We start from the raw sequence: 23,789 nt of genomic DNA, 5'->3' as shown, positions 1-23,789 counted from the left end.
GATGACCGAGACCATCAGCGCCCGCGCCGTCCTGCTCGACATGGACGGCACTCTCGTCGATTCGACGGCTGTCGTGGAACGGCTCTGGTTGGCGTGGGCCGAGCCCCACGGAATCGCTCCCGAGACTGTCTTGAGCGTCGTGCACGGCCGGCAGGGGCATCAGAGCATGGCGATCATGCTGCCGGAGCGCGACCACGAGATCAACATCCGCGAGAACGCGGTGATGCTCGCGAACGAGAGCAAGGATGTCGATGGCGTCATCCCGATCGAGGGTGCGGACGCCCTGCTCGCCGCCCTGCTCCCCTACCCCCACGCGATCGTCACCTCGGCCGACGTGACGCTGATGAACGCGCGGATGGGCCAGGCCGGCCTGACCGTGCCCGCACTGACGGTCACGGCCGAGAACGTGTCGGCCTCCAAGCCCGACCCCGAGGGCTTCCTGCTGGGTGCGGAGCTGCTCGGCGTCGACCCCGCCGACTGCGTGGTGTTCGAGGACTCGGGCGCCGGCATCCAGGCCGCGCATGCTGCGGGGATGCGGGTCATCGGCGTGGGCGCGCACGCGACGTCTCATCAGCCGACCTTCCATGTCGATGACCTCACCCAGGTGGCCGTCATTCCGACGGCGGACGGTTTCGAGCTCGCGATTCGCTGATGCGGTGATGCGCTGATGCGCTGATGCGCTGATGCGCTGCTGTGGTGCCGTGGTGCTGCAGTCGCATCGGTGACGCTCATCCGCGTCATCCGGTGCGGGCGAGCGGCACGGTGAGTGTGAGTCGGGCCACGCTGAGCCTCGGTGTGCGCCATCGTTCGTCGGGATCCCACCATCTCGGTCCCCGCACCTGCGGGACCCCGTCGTCCATGCGGATCTCCCACCCCGAGGTCCCGAGGCTTCGGTGGTGCCACCAGCACAACGGCACCCCGTTATCGGTATGAGTCGGACCACCCCTGGCATGCTCGACGACATGGTGGATCTCGCACCACGACGCGGGAACGTGGCACCCGGGAATGAGGCATTCTTTGTCGCGGGCGATGATCGCCCGGCGCTGATGCACCGTGAACACCCGGTCGGTGGTCGTGATCCCGATGATCCTGCCCGCATCGACCAGCACCCGTTGAATCGTCCCCGCGCAGGCGACCTGGGCGGCGACGGAGACCGGGACGTGGGCACCGGATCCGGGGATCGTCGCCCACCCACCGTTTCCGCCCGCTCCGCCCATTCCGCCCTTTCCGCCCATTCCGCCCATTCCGCCCACGAGATCCTTCGCGTCGACGTTCACGACCAGGACCGGCGCGGAACCGCCGAGGGTGGGCATGTCGTTGTGTCGCGCGGCGATGGCGAACACCATCGCGAGGGCGTCGTGACGCTTCTGCGACGCGGAGCGGTCATCGAGCACACACCGCGGATCCGAGTTGAACGGATCCCTATCGTCACCGTCCGCACCAGCACCAGCACCAGCACCAGCACCAGCACCAGCACCAGCACCAGCATCCGCATCCGCATCCGCATCCGCATCCGCATCCGCATCGGCACCCTCGCTCGGGGCGAAGTGCACTCCGGGCATGGGCGGGCCGTCACCTTTGGGGTTGAGGATCGCGTCCAGGATCAGCTGCAACTGCGCCGCGACGTCCGGGGTCAGATACCCACGGATCGCGTGCACGCCGTGCGTGAGACGACCGATCGTGATGCCCCGCCGGCGCCGGGAGTCCTCATCCTTGGGTTCTTCCCCATCGGGGTCGAACATCGACGCGAGATCCTCGGCAAGAGCTTTCAAGTCCTGCGGGGTCGGCGCCGGACCCGGCTCATCAGCCTCCAGGCCCTCATCAACAGCGTCGACCACGACGCCGTGGCCGCGAGCACACCCCGCCAACGCGACATCCGCCGCCAACCGCTGATCGACCGTCAGCCGATCCCACACGTTCTCGATCGGCCCCGTCGCCGCGAGAAACCCGGCCACCCCGACCACCCCATCCAGCAACGCGAGACGCATCTCCGACCACCGCGCCGGCATCCTCTCCCCCGCCAGACTCACCGGTCGCCGCACCAGATCGACGACCCTGTCGACCCGGGACGCGCCCCGCACATCCACCGACACCGTCCGCTGCAACAACTCGTTCAGACCCCGACACCCCGCCGAATGCGGAAAATCCGCCGCGTCGCCCGTCGCGACCGTCTCCACAATCACCGCCTCGACCCGGCGGAACGCCGCCCCCGCGCCCCGTAACACCATGATCCGATCCGCATCCGTCAGCCCGGCCAGCGCGTCATCGGACAGCACCGCGTCGAGGTCGGCGATGACCCGATCCAGAAGCTCCGCAGTGCTGTTCATACCCCCTAGTCAACCCCGGGCCACCGACATTCGAGACCCGAAACCATCCCGAATTACCCCAGATCAGATCCGTATTCCAATCTCCCAGAATGGCACAGCGCAGGCGCCCAGATCGCGCGCGCGATGCGGGGGAAACCCCAAGAGGCGCGACCGACAGGAGGAAGCGGGGAAGAGGCGAAAGACGGGATACGTGAGAACGGAGAACACAGAGGCGTCATCGGAGCGCGAACGACCGAACCGGGAACGAGAGCGCCCACACCGGGGACGACCGACCATGCACCCGAGCGACCGCCTCCTACATCCCCGCCCGGTCGAAGGCGATCGTCGGCACATCCACGACGTGTGACCCGCCATCCGCCACGATCACGGCACCGGTGACGTACGACGACTCCCCCGATCCCAGGAACCGCACGACCGACGCGATCTCCGCCGGCCGAGCCGGGCGCCGCAGCGGCACATCCGCCGTGACGGTCGCATACGCCTCTTCCCGCGAGCCCAGCCCGGCATGGGTGGCGAACTCGTCCATCTCGTCGTCGGCCATCGGCGTCTGCACCCACCCTGGGCACACCGCGTTGACGCGCACACCCTGCCTTCCGTAGTCGCGGGCGAGGGTCCGCGTCAGCCCGATCAGCGCGTGCTTGCCCACGGTGTATCCCGCCACCGACGGACCCGCGAAGAGACCTGCGAGAGACGACACGATCACGATCTGTCCTTTCGCCTCGATCAGCGCAGGCAACGCCTCTCGCGCCATGACGAACGCCGTGGTGAGGTTCGCCCGGATCGCCGCATCCCAGCTGTCGTCGTCGGTGTCGGCGACCGGCGAGAAGCCGTGTCCGCCGGCATTCGCCACCAGCACGTCGAGGCGCCCGAACGTCGCGAGCACCTCCGCCACCGCTGCCTGCGCCGATGCGGTGTCCGCGGCATCCGCGATGATCGGATGCGCGCCGACGGCGTCGGCCACGGCGCGCAGCGGCTCGGGCCGACGCCCCACGACCACGACGTGCGCACCTTCAGCGGCATACCGTTCGGCGATCGCCGCCCCGATGCCGGTACCTCCGCCGGTGATCACGATGACCCGCCCGGAGACCGTCGATCCCACTGCACTACCCATGTTCGCTCCTGTTCTCGCCGCGCTCACGCGCTCTCGCCGCGCTCATGCGCAGTCCCGTCGTCCCCGAGACCATCAGGCCGGGAATCCTGATCGGGCCGAGTACCCGAAATCACTGAGGATGGTCGTGCCGTTGATCGCTCTGCTGCGCGGCGACACGAGATACAGCACGTGTGAAGCGACGTCCTCGGGCGTCTGCACCTCGAAAGCCGGGGAGACAAACGCGTGCTCCCCGAGGTCTCCACGGCTCATCGGGGTGTCGACGATCGACGGCGCCACCGTGTTCACCCGGACATCAGTGCCGGCGAGATCCACCGACAGCGATCGACCCAGCTGCACGAGCGCGGCCTTCGATGCGCAATAGGGCGCCATGCCGGGCGACGACACGAACGCCGAGTCGCTCGCGAGCAGCACGACGGATGCCGAAGGCGACGCCCGCAACGCGGGAAGGACCTGCGCGAGAACCAGGAACGCCCCCGTGACATTGACCGCGAACACGGCGTTCCAGTCGTGAAGCGAGATCTGCTCGATCGTCGATCCGACCGGACCCGAGATCCCCGCGCAGCACACGACCGCATCCACCCCGCCGAGCTCCTCGACGGACGTGGAGACCGCCAGCGCCACCTGTGTCTCGTCGGTGACATCGACCACCCGGACCACAGCGTCATCGCATCCGCGTGCCGTCTCTGCGAGCGCAACGGCATCCCGATCGAGGAGCGCCACGCGCACCCCCTCCGCGGCGAGCGCGTGGGCGGTCGCGCGGCCGATACCGCTCGCGGCGCCGGTGATCAACGCGGTCGTGCCCGTCAGCTGCAGGTCCATGATCTCCTCGAGACATCGCCGCGGCGCCGGCGGCGCTCCGCGAGGACGGCGGTGTCATCACCGTCATCCTGCTCCGCCGGATCCGGGCCGGGAACACGACCAGGACGGCTGTGCGCGCTGGCACCATCGTCCTTCGCTCAGGGTCAACCGCCGCGCTCCCGGCACGAGCAGACTCGCTGTATCGACGAACCCCTCGTCGTCGATGCCGTGCCGACACGGCCGTCACCGAGCAAAGGAGCCGACGTGGCAGACCCGATATCTGCGTCCACGACGCAGCAGGACCACACCTCTCTTCGACCCGGCGCGCTGGGCGTCGCCGGGATCGTCTTCCTCGTGCTCGCCGCCGTCGCACCACTGACCGGCATCGTCGTGGTCGCCTCGCTGGCGATCGCCCTCGGAAACGGCGGCGGCACGCCGATGGCCTTCTTCATCGTGGCCGCGATCCTGCTGCTGTTCGCCGTGGGATACGCGCAGATGTCGAAGCAGCTGGTCAACGCCGGCGGCTTCTACGCCTTCGTCGTGAAGGGCCTCGGTCGCACGGGCGGTCTGGTCGCCGGCCTCATCGCCACGCTCGGCTACAACTTCTTCGTGGTCGGCACGATCGGCACCAGCGGCTTCTTCATGCAGAACATCATCCGCGACCTCACCGGCCTCGACGTGCACTGGCTCATCTGGGGTCTGCTGTCGATCGTCGTGTGCTTCGTGCTCGCACGGGTCGGGGTGGACTTCTCCTCGAAGATCCTCGGTGTGTGCCTCGTGCTCGAGGTGCTGATGCTCGTGGTGTTCGACGTGTCGGTGCTCGTGCAGACCGGATACGACGTGGCCGCGTTCAGCCCGGAAGCCGTGTTCTCGGGGTCGCTGCCGATCGGCCTCCTCCTGGCCGCGACGGGCTTCCTCGGCTTCGAGGCGACCGCCCTGTTCAGCGAAGAGGCGAAGCAGCCGCTGCGCACGATCCCGCGGGCGACGTACACCTCGATCATCGCGATCGGCGTGATCCTCGGCGTCACCACCTGGGCGGTGGTGAGCGCGACCGGCGTCGCGCAGGCGCAGGCAACCGCTCTCGAGCACCTGCCGACGGGCGACCTGATCTTCATGCTGTCGCAGCAGTACCTCGGGGGCCCGCTGACGACCGTGATGATGATCCTGCTGCTGGTCAGTCTGTTCGCGGCGATGCTCGCGTTCCACAACTCCGCGACGCGCTATCTCTACTCCCTCGGGCGCTCGCGGATCCTGCCGCACGCTCTGGCCCGCACGCGCCGCAACGGCGCCCCGCAGCTGGCAGGAATCGTGCAGGCATCGTTCGCGGCGATCGTGGCGATCATCTTCGCGATCGCCGGTGCCGACCCCATCCTCACGCTCGTGCCGGCGATGCTCGGCTTCGGCACCCTGAGCGTGCTGATCCTGCAGGGGCTCGCCGCGATCTCGATCGTCGTGTACTTCCGCCGTGCCGGCGATCCACGATGGTGGAGCACGTTCATCGCTCCGGGGATCGGATTCCTCGGCATCGCCGCGATCTCGGTGCTGGCGATCGTGAACTTCAACATCGTCGCCGGATCCGAGGAGCTCGCCATCCGTCTCATGCCGCTGCTGCTCGTGGTGGCGCTGATCGGCGGCATCGTCTACGGCGCCTATCTCAAGCGCTCCCGGCCCGCCGTGTACGAGGGCCTCGCATCCGACCTCGAGCGCTTCAGCGACCGCTGACGCTCCCGCAACCCCACTCACCTGAGGAGAGACATGACGACCCTGAACCCCGCAGACACCTCCACCTGGCTCCCGCTCGAGGGCCTGGCTCCCGGCTTCGACGCGAACAAGGCTCCGCACACGACCGCGTTGAGCGGTCGGGAGATCACCGTCGTGGACGCCCGGGGAACCCGCATCTCGCACCGGTTCGCCGACACCACGGTCGCGTGGGACTACCGGCCCGGTGCCGACGACACGACAGCACCCGCCTCCGACACCGACGACTACGAGGCGTTCGAGGTCGACGACGACCTGTACTTCGTGCAGTTCCATCACGACTACCTGCCGAACGAAGCAGTGTCTCTGATCGTCGACCTACGCCACGGCCGCGTCCTCGCCGTCATCTCGGTGATCCTGCCCGCGCCCGAGCAGGGACGCACTCGCGTGCAGCACGTCTTCGCGCCGAGCATCATCGACGGAGCGACCGTGACGGGCGCAGAGCCGGCGCCGACGACGACGCTCATCGGTCGCCGGGTCGAGTGGATCTACAGCGAGGAGCACGCCTACGAGCACGTGTACCTCTCGGAGCGCTGGTACTCATGGCAGTGCCTCGCCGGCCCCGAGCGCGGCCTCGCAGACACCGACGAGAACAGCGTGTGGGAGGTGCGCCCCGGGATCTACGTCTTCGCGTGGCGCGAGAAGGTCATCCCCTGCGCATCGGTCACGATCGCCGACCATCGCGACGTGAACGCGATCCGCTCGCACGGCGTGCTCTTCGGGCTCGACGAGTCGGGCGAGGTGCCCACGCACTTCACGTTCGGCGCTCACGGCCGACTGCTCTCGACGACCCATCACGCGAACGGCCTCGAGCCGGCGCTGTTCGGAACCCTCTGAGATGACGACGGCCGAGCTCATCGTGACGGGCTCGGTGGTCCGCACGGCGGATCACCGAGCACCGATCGTCGAGGCGTTCGCGGTGCGCGACGGGCGGATCCTCGACGTCGGCACGCGGGCCCAGATGGACGCGTACCGCGGCCCGGACACGAGGATGCTGGATGTCGGCGATGCCGCGGTCTACCCCGGCTTCGTCGACGTGCACAACCACCACGCTCTCGCCGGGCGCACCGAGCTGTTCGAGCTCTCGCTGCCGCCCTCGCTGGGCCTCGACGACATCCTCGACCTCGTGCGCGAGAAGGCCAGCGCGCTGCCGCCCGACGCGTGGATCGTGGGCGGCCCGGTGTCGACCACTCTGCTGCCCGGCCTCGCGAACAGCGCGATCAGGCAGCGTCTCGATGAGGCGGCCGGCGGTCGCCCCGTCGTCCTGGTCGAGGACTCGAGGCACAACAGGTGGGCGAGCACGCGGGCGCTGCAGCTCGCCGGGATCACCGCCGACAGCATCCCCTCCGGTGGAGTCACCGTGCTCGATCCCGATGACGGCACGCCGACCGGGGTGCTGTTCGAGGCAGCGGGAATCCCGGTACAGGAGGCCTACGATCGCAGCGGTGGGCTGACGGGCGAGCAGCACGTGGCCGCGTCGCGCCGCGGCGTCGAGATCCTCAACTCCTACGGCATCACGACCTTCCAGGATGCCGGAGTGTCGACCGACATCCTCGCCGCCCTCGCGACCCTCGACCGGTCGCACGAGCTCACCGCCTGGGTCGTCTCGTCGCTGCTGATCAACGATGAGATCTTCGGGTTCGATCCGATCGGCACCCCGCTCATCGACCTCGGTGAGCAGTTCCGCACCCTGCACCACCGGCCCGACTTCGTGAAGATCTTCCTCGACGGAGTGCCACCCGCGCGCACGGCGTCGTTCCTCGAGCCGTATATCGCGGATGCCGTGCACGGTGCGCACTTCCACGGCGAGACGACGATGGACTTCGACGAGCTGCACACCTGGCTGCGGTCGGTGGCCGAGCGCGGACTCGGCGCCAAGGTGCACTGCACGGGAGACGGATCGGCGCGTCTCGTGCTCGACGTCGCCGAGCGCATCCGGTCCGACGGCTTCACCACCCCGATCCAGATCGCGCACGGCCAGTTCCTCGCCGACGACGACATCCCGCGCTTGCGAGCGCTCGACGTCTCGGCCGACATCTCGCCGTTCATCTGGTTCCCGGGCGTGATCCCGCAGGCGTTGGCCGAGGTCCTCGGCGACCGCGCCGAGCATTCGCAGCCCAACCGTGCCCTGCTCGACGCCGGCGCGCTCGTCGCCGGCGGCTCGGACTGGCCGGTGAGCGAATCGCCGAACACTCTCGAGGGGCTGCAGGGTCTCGCCACGCGCGCCGATCCTCTCGGCCGAGCGCCCGGCGTCCTCTGGCCCGAGCAGGCGATCACAGCGGAGGAGGCCCTGCAGGTCTTCACGATCAATGCCGCGACCGCGATGGGCCTCGGCGCGGAGACCGGATCGCTGACGCCGGGCAAGTCCGCGGACTTCGTCGTGCTCGCGCGGGATGCGATCGCCGGCCCGGCCGACGAGATCGTGCACACTCCCGTGCGGTCGACGTGGTTCGCCGGTCGCGAGGTGTACTCCGCGGGCTGATCAGGTCGCATGCCGTGCGCGTCATTTCCCTGCGGGGTCGATGACGCACCGCTCAGCAGCGATTCGGATGCGTTGGTGACCCCGCATGCGGGACGACACGCAGGACCTCGCACGCCGGATGAGACGCTGATGCCCCCTTCCACCTACTCGGCAGGAGGGGGCATCGCGAGCGTCGACGTCAGCGTCCGAGCAGGAACCTCGCCCCCAGCTCGCCGATCATCGCCGCGGGGGCGTTGGTGTTGCCCGTCGGAACGGTGGGGATCACCGACGCGTCGATCACGCTCAGCCCCTCGAGACCGCGCACCCGCAGCAGCGGGTCGACCACCGCCTCGGCATCCGATCCCATCCGGCAGGTGCCGACCTGGTGGTGGTAGGTGATGGCCGTGCGGCGCACCCAGTCGTCGATCCCGTCGTCCGACACGTCGGGGCCGGGGTACACCTCGGTCGCTCCCCATTCCTCGGCGAGCGCCGGCTGCGCGCCGATCCGGCGGCACTGACGAACCGATGCCGCGAGCGCTGCCACGTCCCTGTCGTCTTCGAGCGCGGCGAGGTCGATCAGAGGCTGGTCCGCGAGATCCGGACCGGACAGGGTGAGCCCACCGCGGCTGTACGGCGTCACGAGACCGGCCATGAGGGTGAATCCGTCATCCCCTCGAGGTTCGAGCTCGCCCCACATCGGCACCGAGAAGTGGATGGGCTGAGTGTCGGGCTCGGCGAGGTCGTCGCGGCTGCGCCAGAACAGGTGCGACTGCGTGACCGAGACGCCCGGCTGCGGCGGTCCGACCGGCCTCTCGGTCGTGAAGATGACCGGTGAGAGCAGATGGTCGTGCAGGTTCTTGCCGACGCCCGGTGCATCCAGCACGACGGGGATGCCGAGCGCGGCGAGCTCGTCGGCGGGGCCGATGCCCGAGCGCAGGAGGATCACGGGTGATCCGATCGCACCGGCCGACAGCACGACCTCGTCGGCGAAGACCTCCTCGGAGTCGGCGCCCGAGCCGAGTCGGACTCCGACGGCGCGGCCCTCCTCGACGATCACCGAATGCACCTCGCGCTCGGTGAGGATCGTGAGCCTGTCGAGCACCGGCTGCGCGTAGGCCATCCACGTGTTCACCCGCCGGCCGTCGCGGATCGTCACCTGCTGCTGCGAGACGCCGTCGAGGGTGCCGCCGTTGTAGTCCGGGTTGCGGGGCAGCCCCTCTTCGACGGCTGCGCCGATGATCGAGGCCTGGATCGGCGAGAGCTCGTAGTCGTCGGTGACGGGCAGCACATCGTGCTCGAGCGCGGCGAAGACGGGTTCGACCGTGCTCCAGCCCCACCCCGTCGCGCCCGCGCGTTCCCAGGCGTCGTAGTCGGAGGCGGCGCCGCGCACCCAGATCATGGCGTTGAGCGCATGCGAGCCTCCGGTGACCTTCCCGCGCGGCAGGTGCAGTCGGCGTCCGCCGGCGTGCTTCTGCGGAACGGTGAAGAAGTCCCAGTCGTCGGCGGAGTGCCACAGCTCCCCCGCCCTCGACGGGTCGTGGATCGCCGGATTCGCGTCGTATCCTCCGGCTTCGATCAGCGTCACCTCGACGCTGGCGTCCACCAGGCGTCGCGCGACGATCGCGCCCGAGGTCCCGGCCCCGACGACGATCGCGGTTCTCATGCCTGCGCCTTGCGGCCCGGCCCCGACACGACCTGCGTCACGGCGACGGACTTGAGCCCCTCGACACCGAACTCCAGGCCGTAGCCCGAGCTCTTCACGCCGCCGAACGGCACCATCGGGTGCAGCCCGCCGTGCGAGTTGATCCACACCGTGCCGGACTCCATGCGCGTCGCGGCCTCGCGGGCGGCGTCCGGATCGCTCGACCACACCGATGCGCCGAGACCGACGTCGACCGAGTTGGCGAACGCGAACGCCTCGTCGACGTCGCTGTACCGGATCACCGGCAGCGCCGGGCCGAACTGCTCCTCCTGCACGAGGGCCGCGTCGTTGTCGATGTCGGCGACGATCGTGGGGCGATAGAAGAGCTCGCCGAGCTCGGGAGCCGCCTCGCCGCCCGTGACGACACGGGCGCCGCGACCCTTCGCCTCGTCGACCAGGCGCGACACGATGTCGAACTGGGCGCGATTCTGCAGCGGACCCAGCACGTTGTCCTCATCGAGCCCGTTGCCCATCGGGACGGATGCCGCGATCTCGGCGAGCGCGGTGACGACCTCGTCGTAGACGGAGTCGTGCACGTAGAGGCGCTTCATCGCGGCGCAGGTCTGACCGGTGTTGATGAAGGCGCCCCAGAAGAGGTCCTGCGCGATCGCCGACACATCGGTGCCCGGCAGCACGATGCCGGCGTCGTTCCCGCCGAGCTCGAGGGTGAGGCGGGCGAGGTTGCCGGCCGAGCTCTCGATGATGCGTCGCCCGGTGGCGGTGGATCCGGTGAACATGATCTTGTCGATGTCGGGGTGCGAGGCGAGGCGCGCACCCACCTCGCGATCGCCGGAGACACCGATCAGAACGTCGGCGGGCAGCACGTCGTTCATCACCGCCAGCATCGCGAGGACGCTCAGGGGCGTGTACTCGCTCGGCTTCGCGACGACGGTGTTGCCCATGCGCAGCGACGGACCGATCTGCCAGATAGTGATCATGAGCGGCCAGTTCCACGGACCGATCGCGCCGACCACTCCGGCGGCCTTGTAGACGAGCTCGGCGTGCAGGGTCTCGTCGTCGACGAGCACCTGCGACTCGAGCGGGATCGACGCATTGGTGCGCAGCCAGGCCGAGCACGCACCCAGTTCGAAGCGCGCGTTGGGGCCGTTCAACGGCTTGCCCTGCTCGCGCGAGAGCAGGTGCGCGAGCGCCTCGGCGTTCGCGTCGATCGCATCGGCCGCAGCGATCAGCAGCTCGCTGCGCTTCGCGTGGCCGAGGGACTCCCAGCCGGGCTGAGCGGCTCGCGCTCGCGCGATCGCATCGTCGAGGTCGCTGACCGAGTGCTCGGGCGCACGACCCATGACCTCGCGTGTGGCGGCATCCGGGATGTCTCGCCCCGCGCCCTCCGGCGCCTGGATGCGGTCGAGCAGCGCGGCGGCTGCGGATGCGGCGGATTCGGACATCGGGACTCTCCTTCGAGCGGGACGCATGCCAAGGATCTGGCGGGTCGTCTCATTGTCGAACGCGATGCGACAGCCCACTTGTCGCGGAGCGCGCCGCAGATGTCCGAGTGCGAAGGGATGACCTCTCCACCCGCTCAGATCAGGGTGAAGTCCTCGAAGATGAGGGTCGTGCGTGTGGAGCGGATCGAGGGGATCGCCTGGATGTCCTCCAAGACGATGCGGCGGAGGTCGCGCACGTCGCTCGCCCGCACGAGCAGGATGACGTCGAAGTCACCGCCGACGAGCGCCATGTGCTCGATCTCGGGAATCATCCGCAGCCTGGCGCTGACCTCCTGCCAGGTGGCCTGCTCGATGGCGAGTGTCACGTAGGCGCTCGCATGATGGCCGAGCAGCACGGGGTCGGTGCGCACCGAGTAGCCGGTGATGATGCCCGCATCGGTCAGCCGCTTGATCCGTGCGTGAGCGCCCGCTCTCGAGATGTGCACGGCCTCGGCGATGGCGGTCATCGACGCCCGGGCGTCGATGCGCAGCTGCTCGAGAATCGCGTGATCGGTGTCGTCCAGCGTGATCATGGAACCCCTTCGTCCTCTGCCTGAATTCTGACATTTCGTCACGGAGGTGAGCAAGTAGATCGCATTCGTCCACGATGCGCGGAATGTTCTTGGACGCCTGTAGCGAGGAGAGCATGCTGGCGTCATCGAGTTCGGCAAGGAGGGCGAACGGATGGAACACGCACACCTGCTCCCGCGCGACACGGCGGTGCAGCTCATCGACGCAGAGGGCCGTGTCGTCGACGACCCGCACTTCCCGCTGCCGGATACGGACACCCTGCTCGCCGCCTATCGCGGTCTCGTCGAGGGGCGCCGCATCAACGATCAGGCCAGCGCTCTCGTCCGCCAGGGCCGCCTCGCCGTCTACCCGTCGTCGCACGGTCAGGAGGCGTGCCAGATCGGAGCGGCCCTCGCCCTCGACGCCGGCGACTGGCTCTTCCCCACGTATCGGGACTCGGTCGCGGTGATCGCCCGGGGTGTCGCACCGGCCGAGGCGATGGTGCTGCTGAAGGGCGACTGGCATTCGGGCTACGACGTGCGAGCGCACCACGTCGCGCCTCAGGCCACTCCGCTCGCCACACAGCTGCTGCACGCCGTCGGCTTCGCGTATGCCGCGAAGAAGCGCGGAGAGCAGACGGCCGTCCTGGCACTGTGCGGCGACGGTGCGACCAGTGAGGGCGACTTCCACGAGGCGCTGAACTTCGCCGCCGTCTTCCGTGTGCCGGTCGTCTTCCTCGTGCTGAACAACGAGTTCGCGATCTCGGTGCCGCTCAGCCGTCAGACCGCCGCGCCGTCGCTGGCCCACAAGGCGATCGGATACGGGATGCCGGGGCAGCGCGTCGACGGCAACGACGTCGCCGCCGTGCTGGCCGTTCTCGGCGAGGCCATCGCACATGCCCGCTCGGGCGACGGTCCGACGCTCATCGAGGCGCACACCTATCGGATGCAGGCGCACACGAACGCCGACGACGACACGCGCTATCGCGAGCGCGCCGAGGTCCAGGCGTGGGTCGAGCGCGACCCGCTGACGCGACTGCGAGCACACCTGACGAGCGCCGGCGTCCTCACGGCCGGCCGCGAAGCCGAGTACGCGGCGGAGGCCGAGAAGACCGCCGCGGCGATGCGAGAGGCGCTCAACGTCGATGCCGAGATCGATCCCGAGGATCTGTTCCGCTTCGTCACAGAGACCCGCTCTCCGCAGCGCGAGGAGCAGTGGCAGATGCTGAGGGACGAGATCGCACGCAACCACGCAGCAGCCGGAGGTGCACGATGACCATCGCCCACGACGACATCCGGGTCGACACCGGCGCACTGTCCGTGTCGACCATGAGCATGGCCGCCGCGCTGAACCTCGCCCTCGCGGATGCGATCGAGAGCGATCCCGAGGTCGTCGTCTTCGGCGAGGACGTCGGAGCGCTCGGCGGCGTGTTCCGCATCACCGACGGACTCACGGCGCGGTTCGGCGAGGACCGCTGCTTCGACACCCCGCTCGCCGAATCCGGCATCGTCGGCACAGCCGTCGGCATGGCCATGAACGGCATGCGTCCCGTCGTCGAGCTGCAGTTCGACGCCTTCGCACTGCCGGCGTTCGAGCAGATCGTCAGTCACGTCGCGAAGCTCGGCAACCGGACGCGCGGTGCGGTGCGGATGCCGCTCGTGATCCGCATCCCGTTCGGCGGCGGCATCGGCGGGGTCGAGCACCACTGCGACTCCTCCGAGGCGTACTACGCGCACACCCCGGGCCTCACCGTCGTGAGCCCGTCGACTCCCCAGGACGCCTATTCGCTGCTCCGGGCGGCGATCGCCTCGCCCGACCCGGTGATCTTCCTCGAGCCGAAGAAGCTGTACTGGACGAAGGGAGAGGTCGACACCTCGGCGACGGCGGACATCGGCTCCGCCCGCATCGCCCGCGAGGGCACCGACGTCACCCTGCTCGCCTACGGCGCCTCGGTGCCGCTCGCGCTCGAGGCCGCCGATGTGGCGGCATCCGAGGGGCGCAGCGTGCAGGTCGTCGACATCCGTTCGCTGTCCCCGTTCGACGACGCCACGGTCACCGCCGCCGTGCGGGCGACCGGACGAGCGGTCGTGATCGCCGAGGCTCCCGGATTCGCCAGCGTGGCCTCCGAGATCCAGGCGCGCGTCTTCGAGCGCTGCTTCGAGTACCTCGAGGCTCCGGTGCGCCGCGTCACCGGATTCGACACCCCCTACGCCCCGCCCAAGCTCGAGCACTGGTACCTGCCCGACGTCGACCGCGTGCTGGACGCCATCGACTTGCTGCACTGGGAAGACGAGTCATGACGGCGCTGACCACCCACGTCTTCCGGCTGCCGGACCTCGGCGAGGGACTCACCGAGGCCGGACTCGTGCAGTGGCTCGTCTCCGTCGGCGACACGATCGTCACCGACCAGGCGATCGCCGAGGTCGAGACGGCGAAGAGCGTGGTCGAGCTGCCGTCGCCCTTCGCCGGCGTCGTCACCGCACTGCACGGAGAACCGGGCGAGACCATCGACGTCGGAGCGCCGGTGCTCGAGGTCGCCGACGGCGCTTCTTCTTCTGCGGATCCTTCCTCGGCGGACGCTCCGGACACGGATGCGGGAGGAGATCTCCGTGCGGATGCCGGCGATCCGGAGCAGGAGGCGTACCGCGAAGAGGAGCGCGCAGGGTCCGGCAACGTCCTGATCGGCTATGGGACCTCGGAGCGCGGCGCGACCGGCCGACGGCGCCCGAAGGCGACGGCGGCATCCGAGATGCCACGCGAGAAGCCGGACCCGAATGCTTCGGAACGGCGGCCCGTGGCCGTCCGCTCTCCCCTGGTGCGACGACTCGCCCGCGACCTCGGACTCGACGTCCACGCCATCACCCCGACCGGCCATGACGGCGCCGTCACGCGCGCCGACGTGCTGGCGGCCGCTGTCGACGACGCCGTCGACGGGGCAGCGGCGCAGCATCGCCGCGATGATCACCAGCCGCAGTCCGCGAACGCCGAACGTCTCGATGGCCTCGCCGTCGTCTCCCGTGAGCGGATGTCCCCGCTGCGCAAGGCGGTCAGCGCACGACTGACCCGCAGCCGCTCCGAGATCCCCGAGGCCACGGTCTGGGTCGACGTCGATGCCACCGAGCTCTGGAATCTGCGCTCCGAGATGGTACCGGCCGGCGGCAGGGCACCGTCGATCACCGCCCTCGTGGCACGCTTCGTCGTGCTCGCGCTCGCGGAGCATCCGGTGCTCGCCTCCCGCCTGAGCGACGACGGGTCGGAGATCATCTCCTTCGACGGCCTCAACCTCGGCGTCGCCGCCGACACCGAGCGCGGCCTCCTGGTGCCCGTCATCCCGCGGGCGCACGAGCTCACCGTCGAACAGCTCGATGTCGCGCTGCGCGAGCTGTCGGCGACGGCGCGTTCGGGGGCGATGCCTCCGGAGCGGCTGCGGGGGTCGACGTTCACCCTCAACAACTACGGCGGGCTCGGGGTCGACGGCTCGGCCGCGATCATCAACCACCCCGACGTCGCGATCCTCGGCATCGGTCGCATCATCGAGCGCCCGTGGGTGATCGACGGTCAGATCGTCGCCCGCCGCGTCGCTCAACTGTCGCTGGTGTTCGATCACCGCGTGTGCGACGGCGGGTATGCGGCGAGCTTCCTCCGCCGCGTCACGGAGCTCATCGAGCATCCGCTGCGCGCGTTCGGCAAGGTGTGAGGACGTCTGAGTCGCGCGGTCGCAGATGTGGGGCTTGGGTCGCCCGGCCACCGTGCGCTACTCTCGTCAATTACTGACCGATCATTCGGTAAGTAGCTCGGGGTGACGCAGCGTCGCTCCTCCGCACCCGCAGAACAATGGAGTTCTTCATGACGTCAGCAGTATCCGCGCGCACCTCGACAGCGCGAATGCCCGCCGAGGAGCGGCGAGTCCTCGCCAGCACCCTGGTCGGCACCTCGATCGAGTGGTACGACTTCTTCATCTACGCGCAAGCAGCCGGCCTCGTGCTCGCGCCGCTCTTCCTCGCCCCGATCGCTGAGGAGAACAAGGGGTTCGCGCAGATCCTCTCCTTCGCCACGATCGGGATCTCCTTCCTCTTCCGCCCCCTGGGAGCCATCGTCGCCGGGCACCTGGGCGACAAGCTGGGCCGCAAGAAGATGCTCGTCTTCACGCTCGTGATGATGGGACTCTCCACCTCCCTGATCGGCGTGCTGCCGACCTACGCCGCGATCGGCGTCGCCGCTCCGATCCTTCTCATCGTGCTCCGCATCCTGCAGGGGTTCTCGGCGGGCGGCGAGTGGGGCGGAGCGGCACTGATGGCCGTCGAGCACGCCCCCACGGCCCGCCGGGGGCTCTTCGGCGCCTTCCCGCAGATCGGCGTCCCGATCGGCATGATCCTCGCCACAGCCACGCTCTGGGTGCTGACGAGCTCGATGTCCCCCGAGGCGTTCCTCGAGTGGGGCTGGCGGATCCCGTTCCTGATGTCGATCGTGCTGATCGCCGTCGGCTACGTGATCAGGCGCGCCGTCGACGAGAGCCCCGTCTTCGAGGATCTCCGTCGTCGTCGTCGGGAGGCCTCTGCGCCGCTGGGTCGCCTGTTCCGCAAGAACACCAAGCAGGTCGTGCTCACTGCCCTGATCTTCATCGGCAACAACGCCGCCGGGTACCTGCTCATCGCGTTCTTCGCGACCTACGCCGTCACCGCCCTCGGCATGGAGCGTCCTCCCGTGCTGCTGGCGACGACGCTCGCGTCGTTCGGCTGGCTCATCTTCACGCTCTGGGGCGGCCACCTCTCCGATCGTCTCGGACGCGTCCGCACCTTCCAGATCGGGTACATCGCGCTCGCGCTGTGGGCGGTGCCGATGTGGTTCCTGATCGACACGGCGAACATCTTCTGGTACTTCGTGGCGCTGTTCGTGATGACGTTCGCGCTCGGGCTCTCGTACGGCCCGCAGGCGGCTCTCTATGCCGAGATGTTCCCGGCCAACGTCCGCTACTCGGGCGTCTCGATCGGATACGCGCTGGGTGCCATCCTCGGCGGGGCGTTCGCACCGATGATCGCGGAGGCTCTGATGAACCAGTTCCAGGCGGCCTGGACGATCGGCGTCTACATCGCCATCACGGCGGTGATCTCCCTCATCGCCGTGTCGATGGTGAAGGAGACCAAGGGCGTGGATCTGCACGCCTGATCATCGTCTTCCCGGCATGCTGCGGGCCGGTCGGTCATCCGACCGGCCCGCAGTCAGCCGAAGACCAGCGGCGTACGTGCCGTCGCGTCCTCGACCGTGATGCCGACGATCGTCGCCCCCTCCTCGAGCACCCCGCGATCGGCTTGGAAACGGAAGACCTGCCCGTCGCGCGTCGTGACGGCGTAGAAGTGATCGCTCGACGACACGACCTCGACCACGGTGCCTCCGGGGTGAGCAGCCATCGCATCCGCCACGGGGGCGCCGAGGCGGATATCACCTCGCGACGGCAGCGCGGCTCCGTCACCGACGGTGTCGCCGAGGCTGCGGTCGCTCCCGACGGTGATCGACCAGACGGCATCGCCGGCCTCCACGGGGCGCACCAGGATCGTCCCCGCCTCCGTGGGGGCGATGAGGGTCCACGGGCCGCCGTCGTACTCGGGTTCGACGACCTGCGCGTCCTCGCCGGCGGCGGCGATCGCGGACTCGACCGAGTCGCCGAGTCGGAGCGGACCCACGCCGCCGACTCCGACCTGCCAGTCACTCCACGCGGTTCCGGGATCGCCGGAGGGGTCTGTCTCGGCGACGGGCGGGTTCTCGGTGAGCTCCTCGACCAGTCCGGACCGGGCCTCCTCGGCGCGTTCTCGAAGCAGCAGCGCCGCCGCCTCGGCGTCGAAGTCGCGATCGCCGCTGAAAGGCTGCCACAGCTGCACGATCACGTTCCCGGTCGAGGCGAACGCGCTGAACGACCGCCAGTCCAGGGCCGCATCGATCAGCGAGCCCGCGAAGGCCCGGGTGTTCTCGGACGCCTCGGGGATCACGGCATCGAAGGAGACGGTCCCCTCTTTGACGAACTCGGCGCACTGCTCGGCTGCCTGGAGCAGCTGATCCATGCGGCCCTCGGCGTGAGCCTCGTCGGCGAACTGCATGATCGTCATCCGGCCGAAGCCGTTCGTGGGATCCGTCGGCACCTGCCACTCGATCGTCCTCGCCCCGACGCTGCCGAGTGACTGCTCGGCGTAGAGAGCGTCGCAGATCGGCGGATCCGCAGGGAGGCTTCCTCCGTCCGATATCTGTTCGAGGACCGGCGACGGATCGCCGACGTCCGTGGCGTCCGGAACGATCCCCACGATCTCCTCGGGGGCGAGCGCGAATGCGTCGAGCTCGTCGCCGACGAACACGATCGGTTCGGCATACGGCTCGGGCGCGGCGGTCGTCCGGGACGGCGATGGCGACGGAGGCGATGACGTCTGGGGACTCGGGGCGCAGGCGCTCACGGCGGCCACGGCACCGATCCCGATCAAGGCGAGCGTCACTCGCGCTCGACCCGTGATGAAGACAGCCATTGAATCCTCCGACCTCGTCATTCGCCGATGCAGACGCCCCCTCCTGGAGCCTAGGCGCGCTGGGACGACCTCGACCAGGAGCCCGTGCATGTCGAGATCAGAATGATGCCGGAAAGCGCATATGTCGTCGACGGGACGACCGCGTCACTCTCCGTTGAGTACCGCGGCTGCGGCGGCGCGGGCATCGACAGCCGTCGCTGCTCTCAGGACCGCTTGCGCAGCGGCATCGCACTGTTCGCCCGTGACGCCCGCGAGCGCCGCCGCGATTCGACCCAGCGCACGCGGTGTCATCGACAACGACGTGACGCCGAGCCCCACGAGCACGGCGGCCAGAGCGGGATCGGCAGCGGCCTCGCCGCATACCCCCACCGGCAGGCCCCACCGGCGTCCGGCCGCACCCGCCTGCCCGATCAGTCGCAGCACGGCCGGCTGCCACGGATCGTTCAGATCGCCCAGCTCTCCGAGCAGTCGATCAGCCGCGAGCGCGTACTGGGCGAGGTCGTTGGTCCCGATGCTCACGAAGTCGACGACCTCGAGCATCTCCGACGCGAGGAGCGCGGCGGAGGGCGTCTCGATCATCACCCCCACAGTCTCCAGTCCGGCTTCTCGCGCACGCTCCGCGAAGTCGCGTGCCTCATCGACCGTGGCCACCATCGGAGCCATCACCTCGACGAGTGCCGACTCCGCCCCCGCGGCGAGCGCCAGTGCCCTGAGCTGATCGTCCAGCAGCTTCGGGGCCCGTCGCGCGATCCGGAGTCCCCGCACGCCGAGGGCGGGATTGTCCTCCGCGTCGGAGTTCGCGAAAGGCAGCGGTTTGTCACTGCCGGCATCGAGCGTGCGCACCACGACCCTCTGCCCCGGAAACGCGGCGAGGACACCTCGGTAGGCGTCGACCTGCTCCTCGATCGTCGGTGCGTCGGCGCGGTCGAGGAAGCAGAACTCGGTGCGGAAGAGACCGACGCCCTGGGCCTTCGAGGCAGCGGCCACGACGGCCTCGGCCGCTCCCCCGACATTGGCGAGGAGCGGGATGCGCCGTCCGTCGGCGAGCACCCCCTCGCCGTCGAACGGCACCACGAGCGACGCGGCCTTCGCCTCGGTGACTCGAGAGCTGCTCGGGTCGATCTCGACCGTGCCCCGATCGCCGTCGACGAGCACGACCGCACCGCGCGGGATCCCGGTCGCGCCGATGACTCCGACCACTGCGGGGATTCCGAGCGACCGGGCGATGATCGCCGTATGCGAGGTGGGGCCGCCCTGCTGGGTCACGAGCGCGACGCAGTTGCCGCCTTCCAAGGCTGCCGTGTCCGCGGGGGCGAGATCCGACGCGACCAGCACGAAAGGCTCATCACCCTCGGGAACGCCCGGCATCTCGACCTCGAGGATCTCCGCGATCATCCGATCACGGACGTCGCGGATGTCGGCCGCTCGCTCGGCCATCCGCCCACCGAGAGCCGCGAGTCCTTTCTCGTGCGCCGCCGATGTCTCCCAGATCGCCCGCGCGGCCGTTCGACCCCGCGACCGCACGACGTCCGCCGCCTCGGCCACCAGTTCGGGGTCGGAGGCCAGCAGACGCGACGCGTCGAGGATCGCCCGAGCCTCGCCGGTCGCCGCCCTCGTGCGCGCCCGCAGCTGGTCTGCCACCGCCACTGCGGCCCACTCGATCGCAGATGCCTCGGCCTCCCGATCACCAGGCGCGACGACGGTGCTCTCGTCCGGCTCGCGCACGGGCGCGGCGAGGAGCACGGCCTCGGCGGCGACCCTGCCCGAGCTCACGCCGCGACCACGCAGCACGTCGCCTGCCCGGACGGGAGGGGACTCGGGGGCTGCCTCTGCAGCGTGCGCCCCGACCGACCCCGAGGCGACGGCGTCGACGTCCGTGCCTTCACCGAATCCGTCGTCGAAAAGGGCCACCAGTCGGTCGAGCGCCCCCTCGGCGTCGCGCCCGAGTGCCGACAGCTCGATCCGGTCGCCCTGCCTGGCACCGAGGATCAGCAGTCGTGACAGGCTCGCACCCGATGCCTCAGTCCCGTCGGGCAGTCGACGCAGTCGCACATCGATGCCCGCCGATGCCTCGGCGATCAGAGCCGCCGGTCGCGCGTGGATACCGAGCGGATTGCGCACGACCACCGTCCGCGTCACGGCACCCGACCGGTCGGTCGATGCGGACTCGATCGGAGCGGCTCCCGTCGACGGGTCCTCGAGCTGGCCGCTCTTGGCGGCGAGCGCGATCGACGCCTCCCCCGCGACGACGTCCAGGGATGCGCCGGACGCCGCCGACACCACGGCCGCCAGCAGCCCTTCCACGAACGGCGCGGGGGCGAGGCGCACCGGCACATCGCTCGTCCGCAGCTCCAGCGCGAGCTCGGCGCTCAGCACTGCGGAGCCGAGATCCATCAGCACGAGGACACCGTCGCAGTCGGCGGCCAGCTCGTCGATCGCCGCGGCGACAGCGACGGCATCCGTGCCGAGGACGGGGGCGCCGTCGGCATCCGTTCCGGCGCCTGCGGCGACTCTCACTCGCGCTCCCCCGCCCTGCACCATCTGCAGGGCGAGCTCCAGCGCCGCCTCCCCGAGTCGAGCACTGTGGGAGACGGCGACGATGCCGATCATCAGGAGGATTCCGCGGTCGCCTGGGCGAGGGACTCGAACAGCAGTGTCGTCGACGCCGCACCGGGGTCGAGATGGCCGGCACTGCGTTCCCCGAGATAGCTCGCACGTCCCTTCCGGGCGACGAGCGGTTCGGTGGCATCCCGACCGGACGCGGCAGCCTCTGCGGCCGCCGCCGTCGCGGCAGACAGGTCTCCCCCTTCGGAGATCGCGGCGTCGAACGCGTCCACTGCGGGCGCCATGGCGTCGAACATGGTCTTGTCGCCGGCCTCGGCCTTGCCGCGAGCGACGATGCCATCGAGGCCGGCACGCAGCGAGCCGCCGAGTCCGGCGCCATCGAGCTCGGTCACGGGCCCTGCAGCCATCCCCATCCGCAGGAACAGCGTGCCGTAGAGCGGCCCGCTGGCGCCTCCGACCGAGCTCACGAGAGTCATGCCGACGGTCTTGAGCAGCTCGTCGACCGTGTCGGGCACACCCGAGTCGAGCTTCGCCACGACCGCATCCATGCCACGGGCCATGTTCGCGCCGTGGTCGGCGTCTCCGATCGCCGAGTCCAGCTCGGTGAGCCATTCGCGCTTCTCGGCGATGATGTCGCGGAACCGCCGGATCCAGTCGGCCAGGGCCGCGGTGTCGATCGCCGCCATCATGCCCCCCATCGCAGTCCGGGGGTGTTGACGGGCGCGTCCCACAGCCTGAGCAGCTCGTCGTCGGCCTTCAGCACCGTGAGCGAGCAGCCGGCCATGTCGAGCGAGGTGATGTAGTCGCCGACCAGGTTGCGGGCGATCTGCACTCCCGCCTGCTCGAGCAGCGCGGCCACCTCGCCGTACATCAGATACAGCTCGATCAGCGGGGATCCGCCCATGCCGTTGAGCATCACGATGGCGGGACCTGAGACGTCGAGATCGGCGAGGATCGGCTCCACGAGTTGCCGGGCGATCTCGGATGCCGGCGCCAGTGGCTCCCGGTGCCGACCGGGCTCGCCATGGATGCCGATGCCGATCTCCATCTGGTCCTCGGGCAGATCGAACGTCGGCTTGCCCGCTGCGGGAACCGTGCAGCTGGTGAGCGCCATGCCCATCGACCGCCCCTGTCCGTTGATGCGCTTCGCGAGGGCGACGACGGCGTCGAGATCCTGCCCCTCCTCAGCCGCGGCGCCGACCAGCTTCTCGAGCAGCACCGTGAGTCCGACGCCACGACGCCCTGCCGTGTAGAGCGAGTCCTGCACGGCGACATCGTCATCGACGATCACGGTGCCGACCTCGATGCCCTCCATCGAGGCGAGTTCGGCCGCCATCTCGAAGTTGAGCACGTCTCCCGTGTAGTTCTTCACGATGTGCAGGACACCGGCCCCGCGATCGACGGCCTTCGTGGCGGCCTGCACTCGATCGGGGGTGGGCGAGGTGAAGACCTCGCCGGCGACGGCGGCGTCGAGCATGCCGACGCCCACGTATCCCCCATGCAGCGGTTCGTGGCCGGACCCTCCACCCGAGACGATCGCGACCTTCCCCTCCGCCTTCGGCGTCGAGCGGGTGATCACGTGCGTCTCGAGGTCGACCGAGAGCTCCGGATGCGCGAGTGCGACGCCGCGCAGCGACTCGACCAGCACATCGGCGGGGTTGTTGATGAGCTTCTTCATCGTTCGATCTCCCTTGATCTCTACGGCGGCGCTCTTTCGCAATATTGGAAAGTTATTCGTCAATGTCGAATATGCTCGGGCGCAGTCGAGTTGTCAAGATCGACCTGACGACCGATGCGACCGCCCGGCTCGACGACGATCCGGAGAGAGGAGCCGCGATGATCCAGGCCATCGATCGCGCAGCGAAAGTGCTCGAGCTGCTGCAGGGTGCGCGCCATCTCGGCATCACGGATCTCGCGCTCGCCCTGAGCCTTCCCCCGTCGACCGTGCACGGGATCGTCAAGTCCCTGCGCGAGCACGGACTCGTCGCGAAGGAGCGCGGCGGGCAGCGCTACATGCTCGGTCCCACCCTGCTGCGGCTGAGCAACGTCTACCTCGACACCCTCGACGTCCGGGCCAGAGCCATGCGGTGGACGCAGGAGCTCGCACGCCGCACGAACCTGCCGGTGCGCCTCGGGGCGCCGCACTTCCACGAGGTGCTCGTGATCCACCACGACCTGCGTCCGGACGACAGCCAGCAGATGCTCGAGACCGGCGTGGCGATCCCCGCGCATGCCTCCGCGATGGGAAAGGTCCTGCTGGCGCACGACCTCGGCTTCCAGCGCACCGTCTTCGAGCGGCCGCTGCACAGCCTCACCGGGGACACGATCACCGACGTCGCCCGACTGCTGCTCGACCTGCCGGCCATCGCCGAGCGGGGCAGCGCCTCGGAGACCGATGAGGCCGTGCTCGGAGAGTCGTCCGTCGCCGCGCCGGTCGCCGACGCGTCGAACGACATCGTCGCCGCGGTCGCCGTCGTGATGCCCACATCGCAGGCGCCCGCCTCGGACGCGGTGCTCAACGCGCTGCGCGAGACGGCGCGCAACATCTCCCGCGAGCTCGGAGCGACCAGCTGGCCTCCCCGCGTGGCGCCGGCCGACGACTGAGC

Annotated in this window: 19 protein-coding genes; 9 read left to right on the top strand and 10 right to left on the bottom strand. The window is 69.4% G+C overall.

Annotated features, from left to right (window positions below; genetic code table 11):
* The first annotated feature begins 1 nt into the window (after position 1).
* Entirely contained in the window at positions 2-652 is a 651-nt protein-coding gene (locus AKG07_RS00355) for an HAD-IA family hydrolase (protein WP_053095452.1), read from the top strand.
* Positions 653-737: 85 nt separating this feature from the next.
* On the opposite strand, the gene AKG07_RS00350 is transcribed toward AKG07_RS00355, so the two are convergent.
* The 3 genes from AKG07_RS00350 to AKG07_RS00340 form a co-directional block, all read right to left on the bottom strand.
* Positions 738-2,327 carry an HNH endonuclease signature motif containing protein gene (locus tag AKG07_RS00350; protein ID WP_053095451.1) on the bottom strand — a complete coding sequence of 530 codons (1,590 nt, stop codon included), beginning with the start codon at positions 2,325-2,327 and terminating at the stop codon, positions 738-740.
* Positions 2,328-2,622: 295 nt separating this feature from the next.
* Positions 2,623-3,438, bottom strand: a complete 816-nt coding sequence (locus tag AKG07_RS00345; protein ID WP_053095450.1) for an SDR family NAD(P)-dependent oxidoreductase — start codon at positions 3,436-3,438, stop codon at positions 2,623-2,625.
* Between the two features lie 72 nt (positions 3,439-3,510).
* The gene (locus AKG07_RS00340; protein WP_053095449.1) at positions 3,511-4,257 is read right to left on the bottom strand and encodes an SDR family NAD(P)-dependent oxidoreductase; all 747 of its coding nucleotides are present in this window, start codon (positions 4,255-4,257) and stop codon (positions 3,511-3,513) included.
* A gap of 243 nt (positions 4,258-4,500) precedes the next feature.
* Between AKG07_RS00340 and AKG07_RS00335 the strand changes: the two genes are divergently transcribed.
* Genes AKG07_RS00335 through AKG07_RS00325 form a run of 3 tightly spaced genes read left to right on the top strand, consistent with a single transcriptional unit; the run spans position 4,501 to position 8,476 of the window.
* Positions 4,501-5,958 (top strand): APC family permease, encoded by a 1,458-nt coding sequence (locus AKG07_RS00335; protein ID WP_053095448.1) that lies wholly within the window; start codon positions 4,501-4,503, stop codon positions 5,956-5,958.
* Positions 5,959-5,991: 33 nt separating this feature from the next.
* On the top strand, positions 5,992-6,831 hold the full coding sequence (locus AKG07_RS00330) for a molybdenum cofactor biosynthesis F family protein (RefSeq protein ID WP_053095447.1): 840 nt from the start codon (positions 5,992-5,994) through the stop codon (positions 6,829-6,831).
* 1 nt (position 6,832) lies between these two features.
* On the top strand, positions 6,833-8,476 hold the full coding sequence (locus AKG07_RS00325; protein ID WP_053095446.1) for an amidohydrolase: 1,644 nt from the start codon (positions 6,833-6,835) through the stop codon (positions 8,474-8,476).
* Between the two features lie 178 nt (positions 8,477-8,654).
* Here the strand turns inward: AKG07_RS00325 and AKG07_RS00320 are convergent, their stop codons facing one another.
* The 3 genes from AKG07_RS00320 to AKG07_RS00310 all read right to left on the bottom strand — a co-directional run bounded on the left by AKG07_RS00320 (position 8,655) and on the right by AKG07_RS00310 (position 12,132).
* On the bottom strand, positions 8,655-10,118 hold the full coding sequence (locus AKG07_RS00320) for a GMC family oxidoreductase (RefSeq protein ID WP_053095445.1): 1,464 nt from the start codon (positions 10,116-10,118) through the stop codon (positions 8,655-8,657).
* Positions 10,115-11,560, bottom strand: coding sequence for an aldehyde dehydrogenase family protein (locus AKG07_RS00315; protein WP_053095444.1), 1,446 nt, complete (start codon positions 11,558-11,560; stop codon positions 10,115-10,117). Before AKG07_RS00315 ends, AKG07_RS00320 begins: the two co-directional genes overlap by 4 nt.
* A 134-nt stretch (positions 11,561-11,694) precedes the next feature.
* Positions 11,695-12,132 (bottom strand): Lrp/AsnC family transcriptional regulator, encoded by a 438-nt coding sequence (locus tag AKG07_RS00310; RefSeq protein WP_171821896.1) that lies wholly within the window; start codon positions 12,130-12,132, stop codon positions 11,695-11,697.
* Between the two features lie 151 nt (positions 12,133-12,283).
* Here AKG07_RS00310 and pdhA point away from each other — a divergent pair, with 151 nt between their 5' ends.
* The 4 genes from pdhA (at position 12,284) to AKG07_RS00290 (ending at position 17,275) form a co-directional block, all read left to right on the top strand.
* Entirely contained in the window at positions 12,284-13,384 is a 1,101-nt protein-coding gene (pdhA, locus tag AKG07_RS00305; protein WP_053095443.1) for a pyruvate dehydrogenase (acetyl-transferring) E1 component subunit alpha, read from the top strand.
* A complete protein-coding gene (locus AKG07_RS00300; RefSeq protein WP_053095442.1) occupies positions 13,381-14,409 on the top strand; it encodes an alpha-ketoacid dehydrogenase subunit beta in 1,029 nt (342 codons plus the stop codon). The genes pdhA and AKG07_RS00300 overlap by 4 nt, the downstream gene beginning before the upstream one ends.
* A complete protein-coding gene (locus tag AKG07_RS00295; protein ID WP_082297758.1) occupies positions 14,406-15,806 on the top strand; it encodes a dihydrolipoamide acetyltransferase family protein in 1,401 nt (466 codons plus the stop codon). The genes AKG07_RS00300 and AKG07_RS00295 overlap by 4 nt, the downstream gene beginning before the upstream one ends.
* A gap of 149 nt (positions 15,807-15,955) precedes the next feature.
* Positions 15,956-17,275: an MFS transporter gene (locus AKG07_RS00290; RefSeq protein WP_053099030.1), complete on the top strand. Its 1,320-nt coding sequence runs from the start codon at positions 15,956-15,958 to the stop codon at positions 17,273-17,275.
* Between the two features lie 53 nt (positions 17,276-17,328).
* Here the strand turns inward: AKG07_RS00290 and AKG07_RS00285 are convergent, their stop codons facing one another.
* The 4 genes from AKG07_RS00285 to dhaK all read right to left on the bottom strand — a co-directional run bounded on the left by AKG07_RS00285 (position 17,329) and on the right by dhaK (position 22,861).
* On the bottom strand, positions 17,329-18,618 hold the full coding sequence (locus AKG07_RS00285) for a sensor domain-containing protein (protein WP_053095441.1): 1,290 nt from the start codon (positions 18,616-18,618) through the stop codon (positions 17,329-17,331).
* 144 nt (positions 18,619-18,762) lie between these two features.
* Positions 18,763-21,228, bottom strand: a complete 2,466-nt coding sequence (ptsP, locus tag AKG07_RS00280) for a phosphoenolpyruvate--protein phosphotransferase (protein WP_082297757.1) — start codon at positions 21,226-21,228, stop codon at positions 18,763-18,765.
* Positions 21,228-21,869, bottom strand: coding sequence for a dihydroxyacetone kinase subunit DhaL (dhaL, locus tag AKG07_RS00275; protein WP_082297756.1), 642 nt, complete (start codon positions 21,867-21,869; stop codon positions 21,228-21,230). The genes ptsP and dhaL overlap by 1 nt, the downstream gene beginning before the upstream one ends.
* Positions 21,869-22,861 carry a dihydroxyacetone kinase subunit DhaK gene (dhaK, locus tag AKG07_RS00270; RefSeq protein ID WP_053095439.1) on the bottom strand — a complete coding sequence of 331 codons (993 nt, stop codon included), beginning with the start codon at positions 22,859-22,861 and terminating at the stop codon, positions 21,869-21,871. The genes dhaL and dhaK overlap by 1 nt, the downstream gene beginning before the upstream one ends.
* Positions 22,862-22,923: 62 nt before the next feature.
* Here dhaK and AKG07_RS00265 point away from each other — a divergent pair, with 62 nt between their 5' ends.
* Positions 22,924-23,787 carry an IclR family transcriptional regulator gene (locus tag AKG07_RS00265; protein ID WP_232224529.1) on the top strand — a complete coding sequence of 288 codons (864 nt, stop codon included), beginning with the start codon at positions 22,924-22,926 and terminating at the stop codon, positions 23,785-23,787.
* Positions 23,788-23,789: the final 2 nt, after the last annotated feature.

Source organism: Microbacterium sp. CGR1, from assembly GCF_001266755.1.
Classification (GTDB): Bacteria; Actinomycetota; Actinomycetes; order Actinomycetales; family Microbacteriaceae; genus Microbacterium.
The sequence above is the reverse complement of the archived record's forward strand: the minus strand, read 5'-3'. Positions and strand labels throughout refer to the sequence as shown.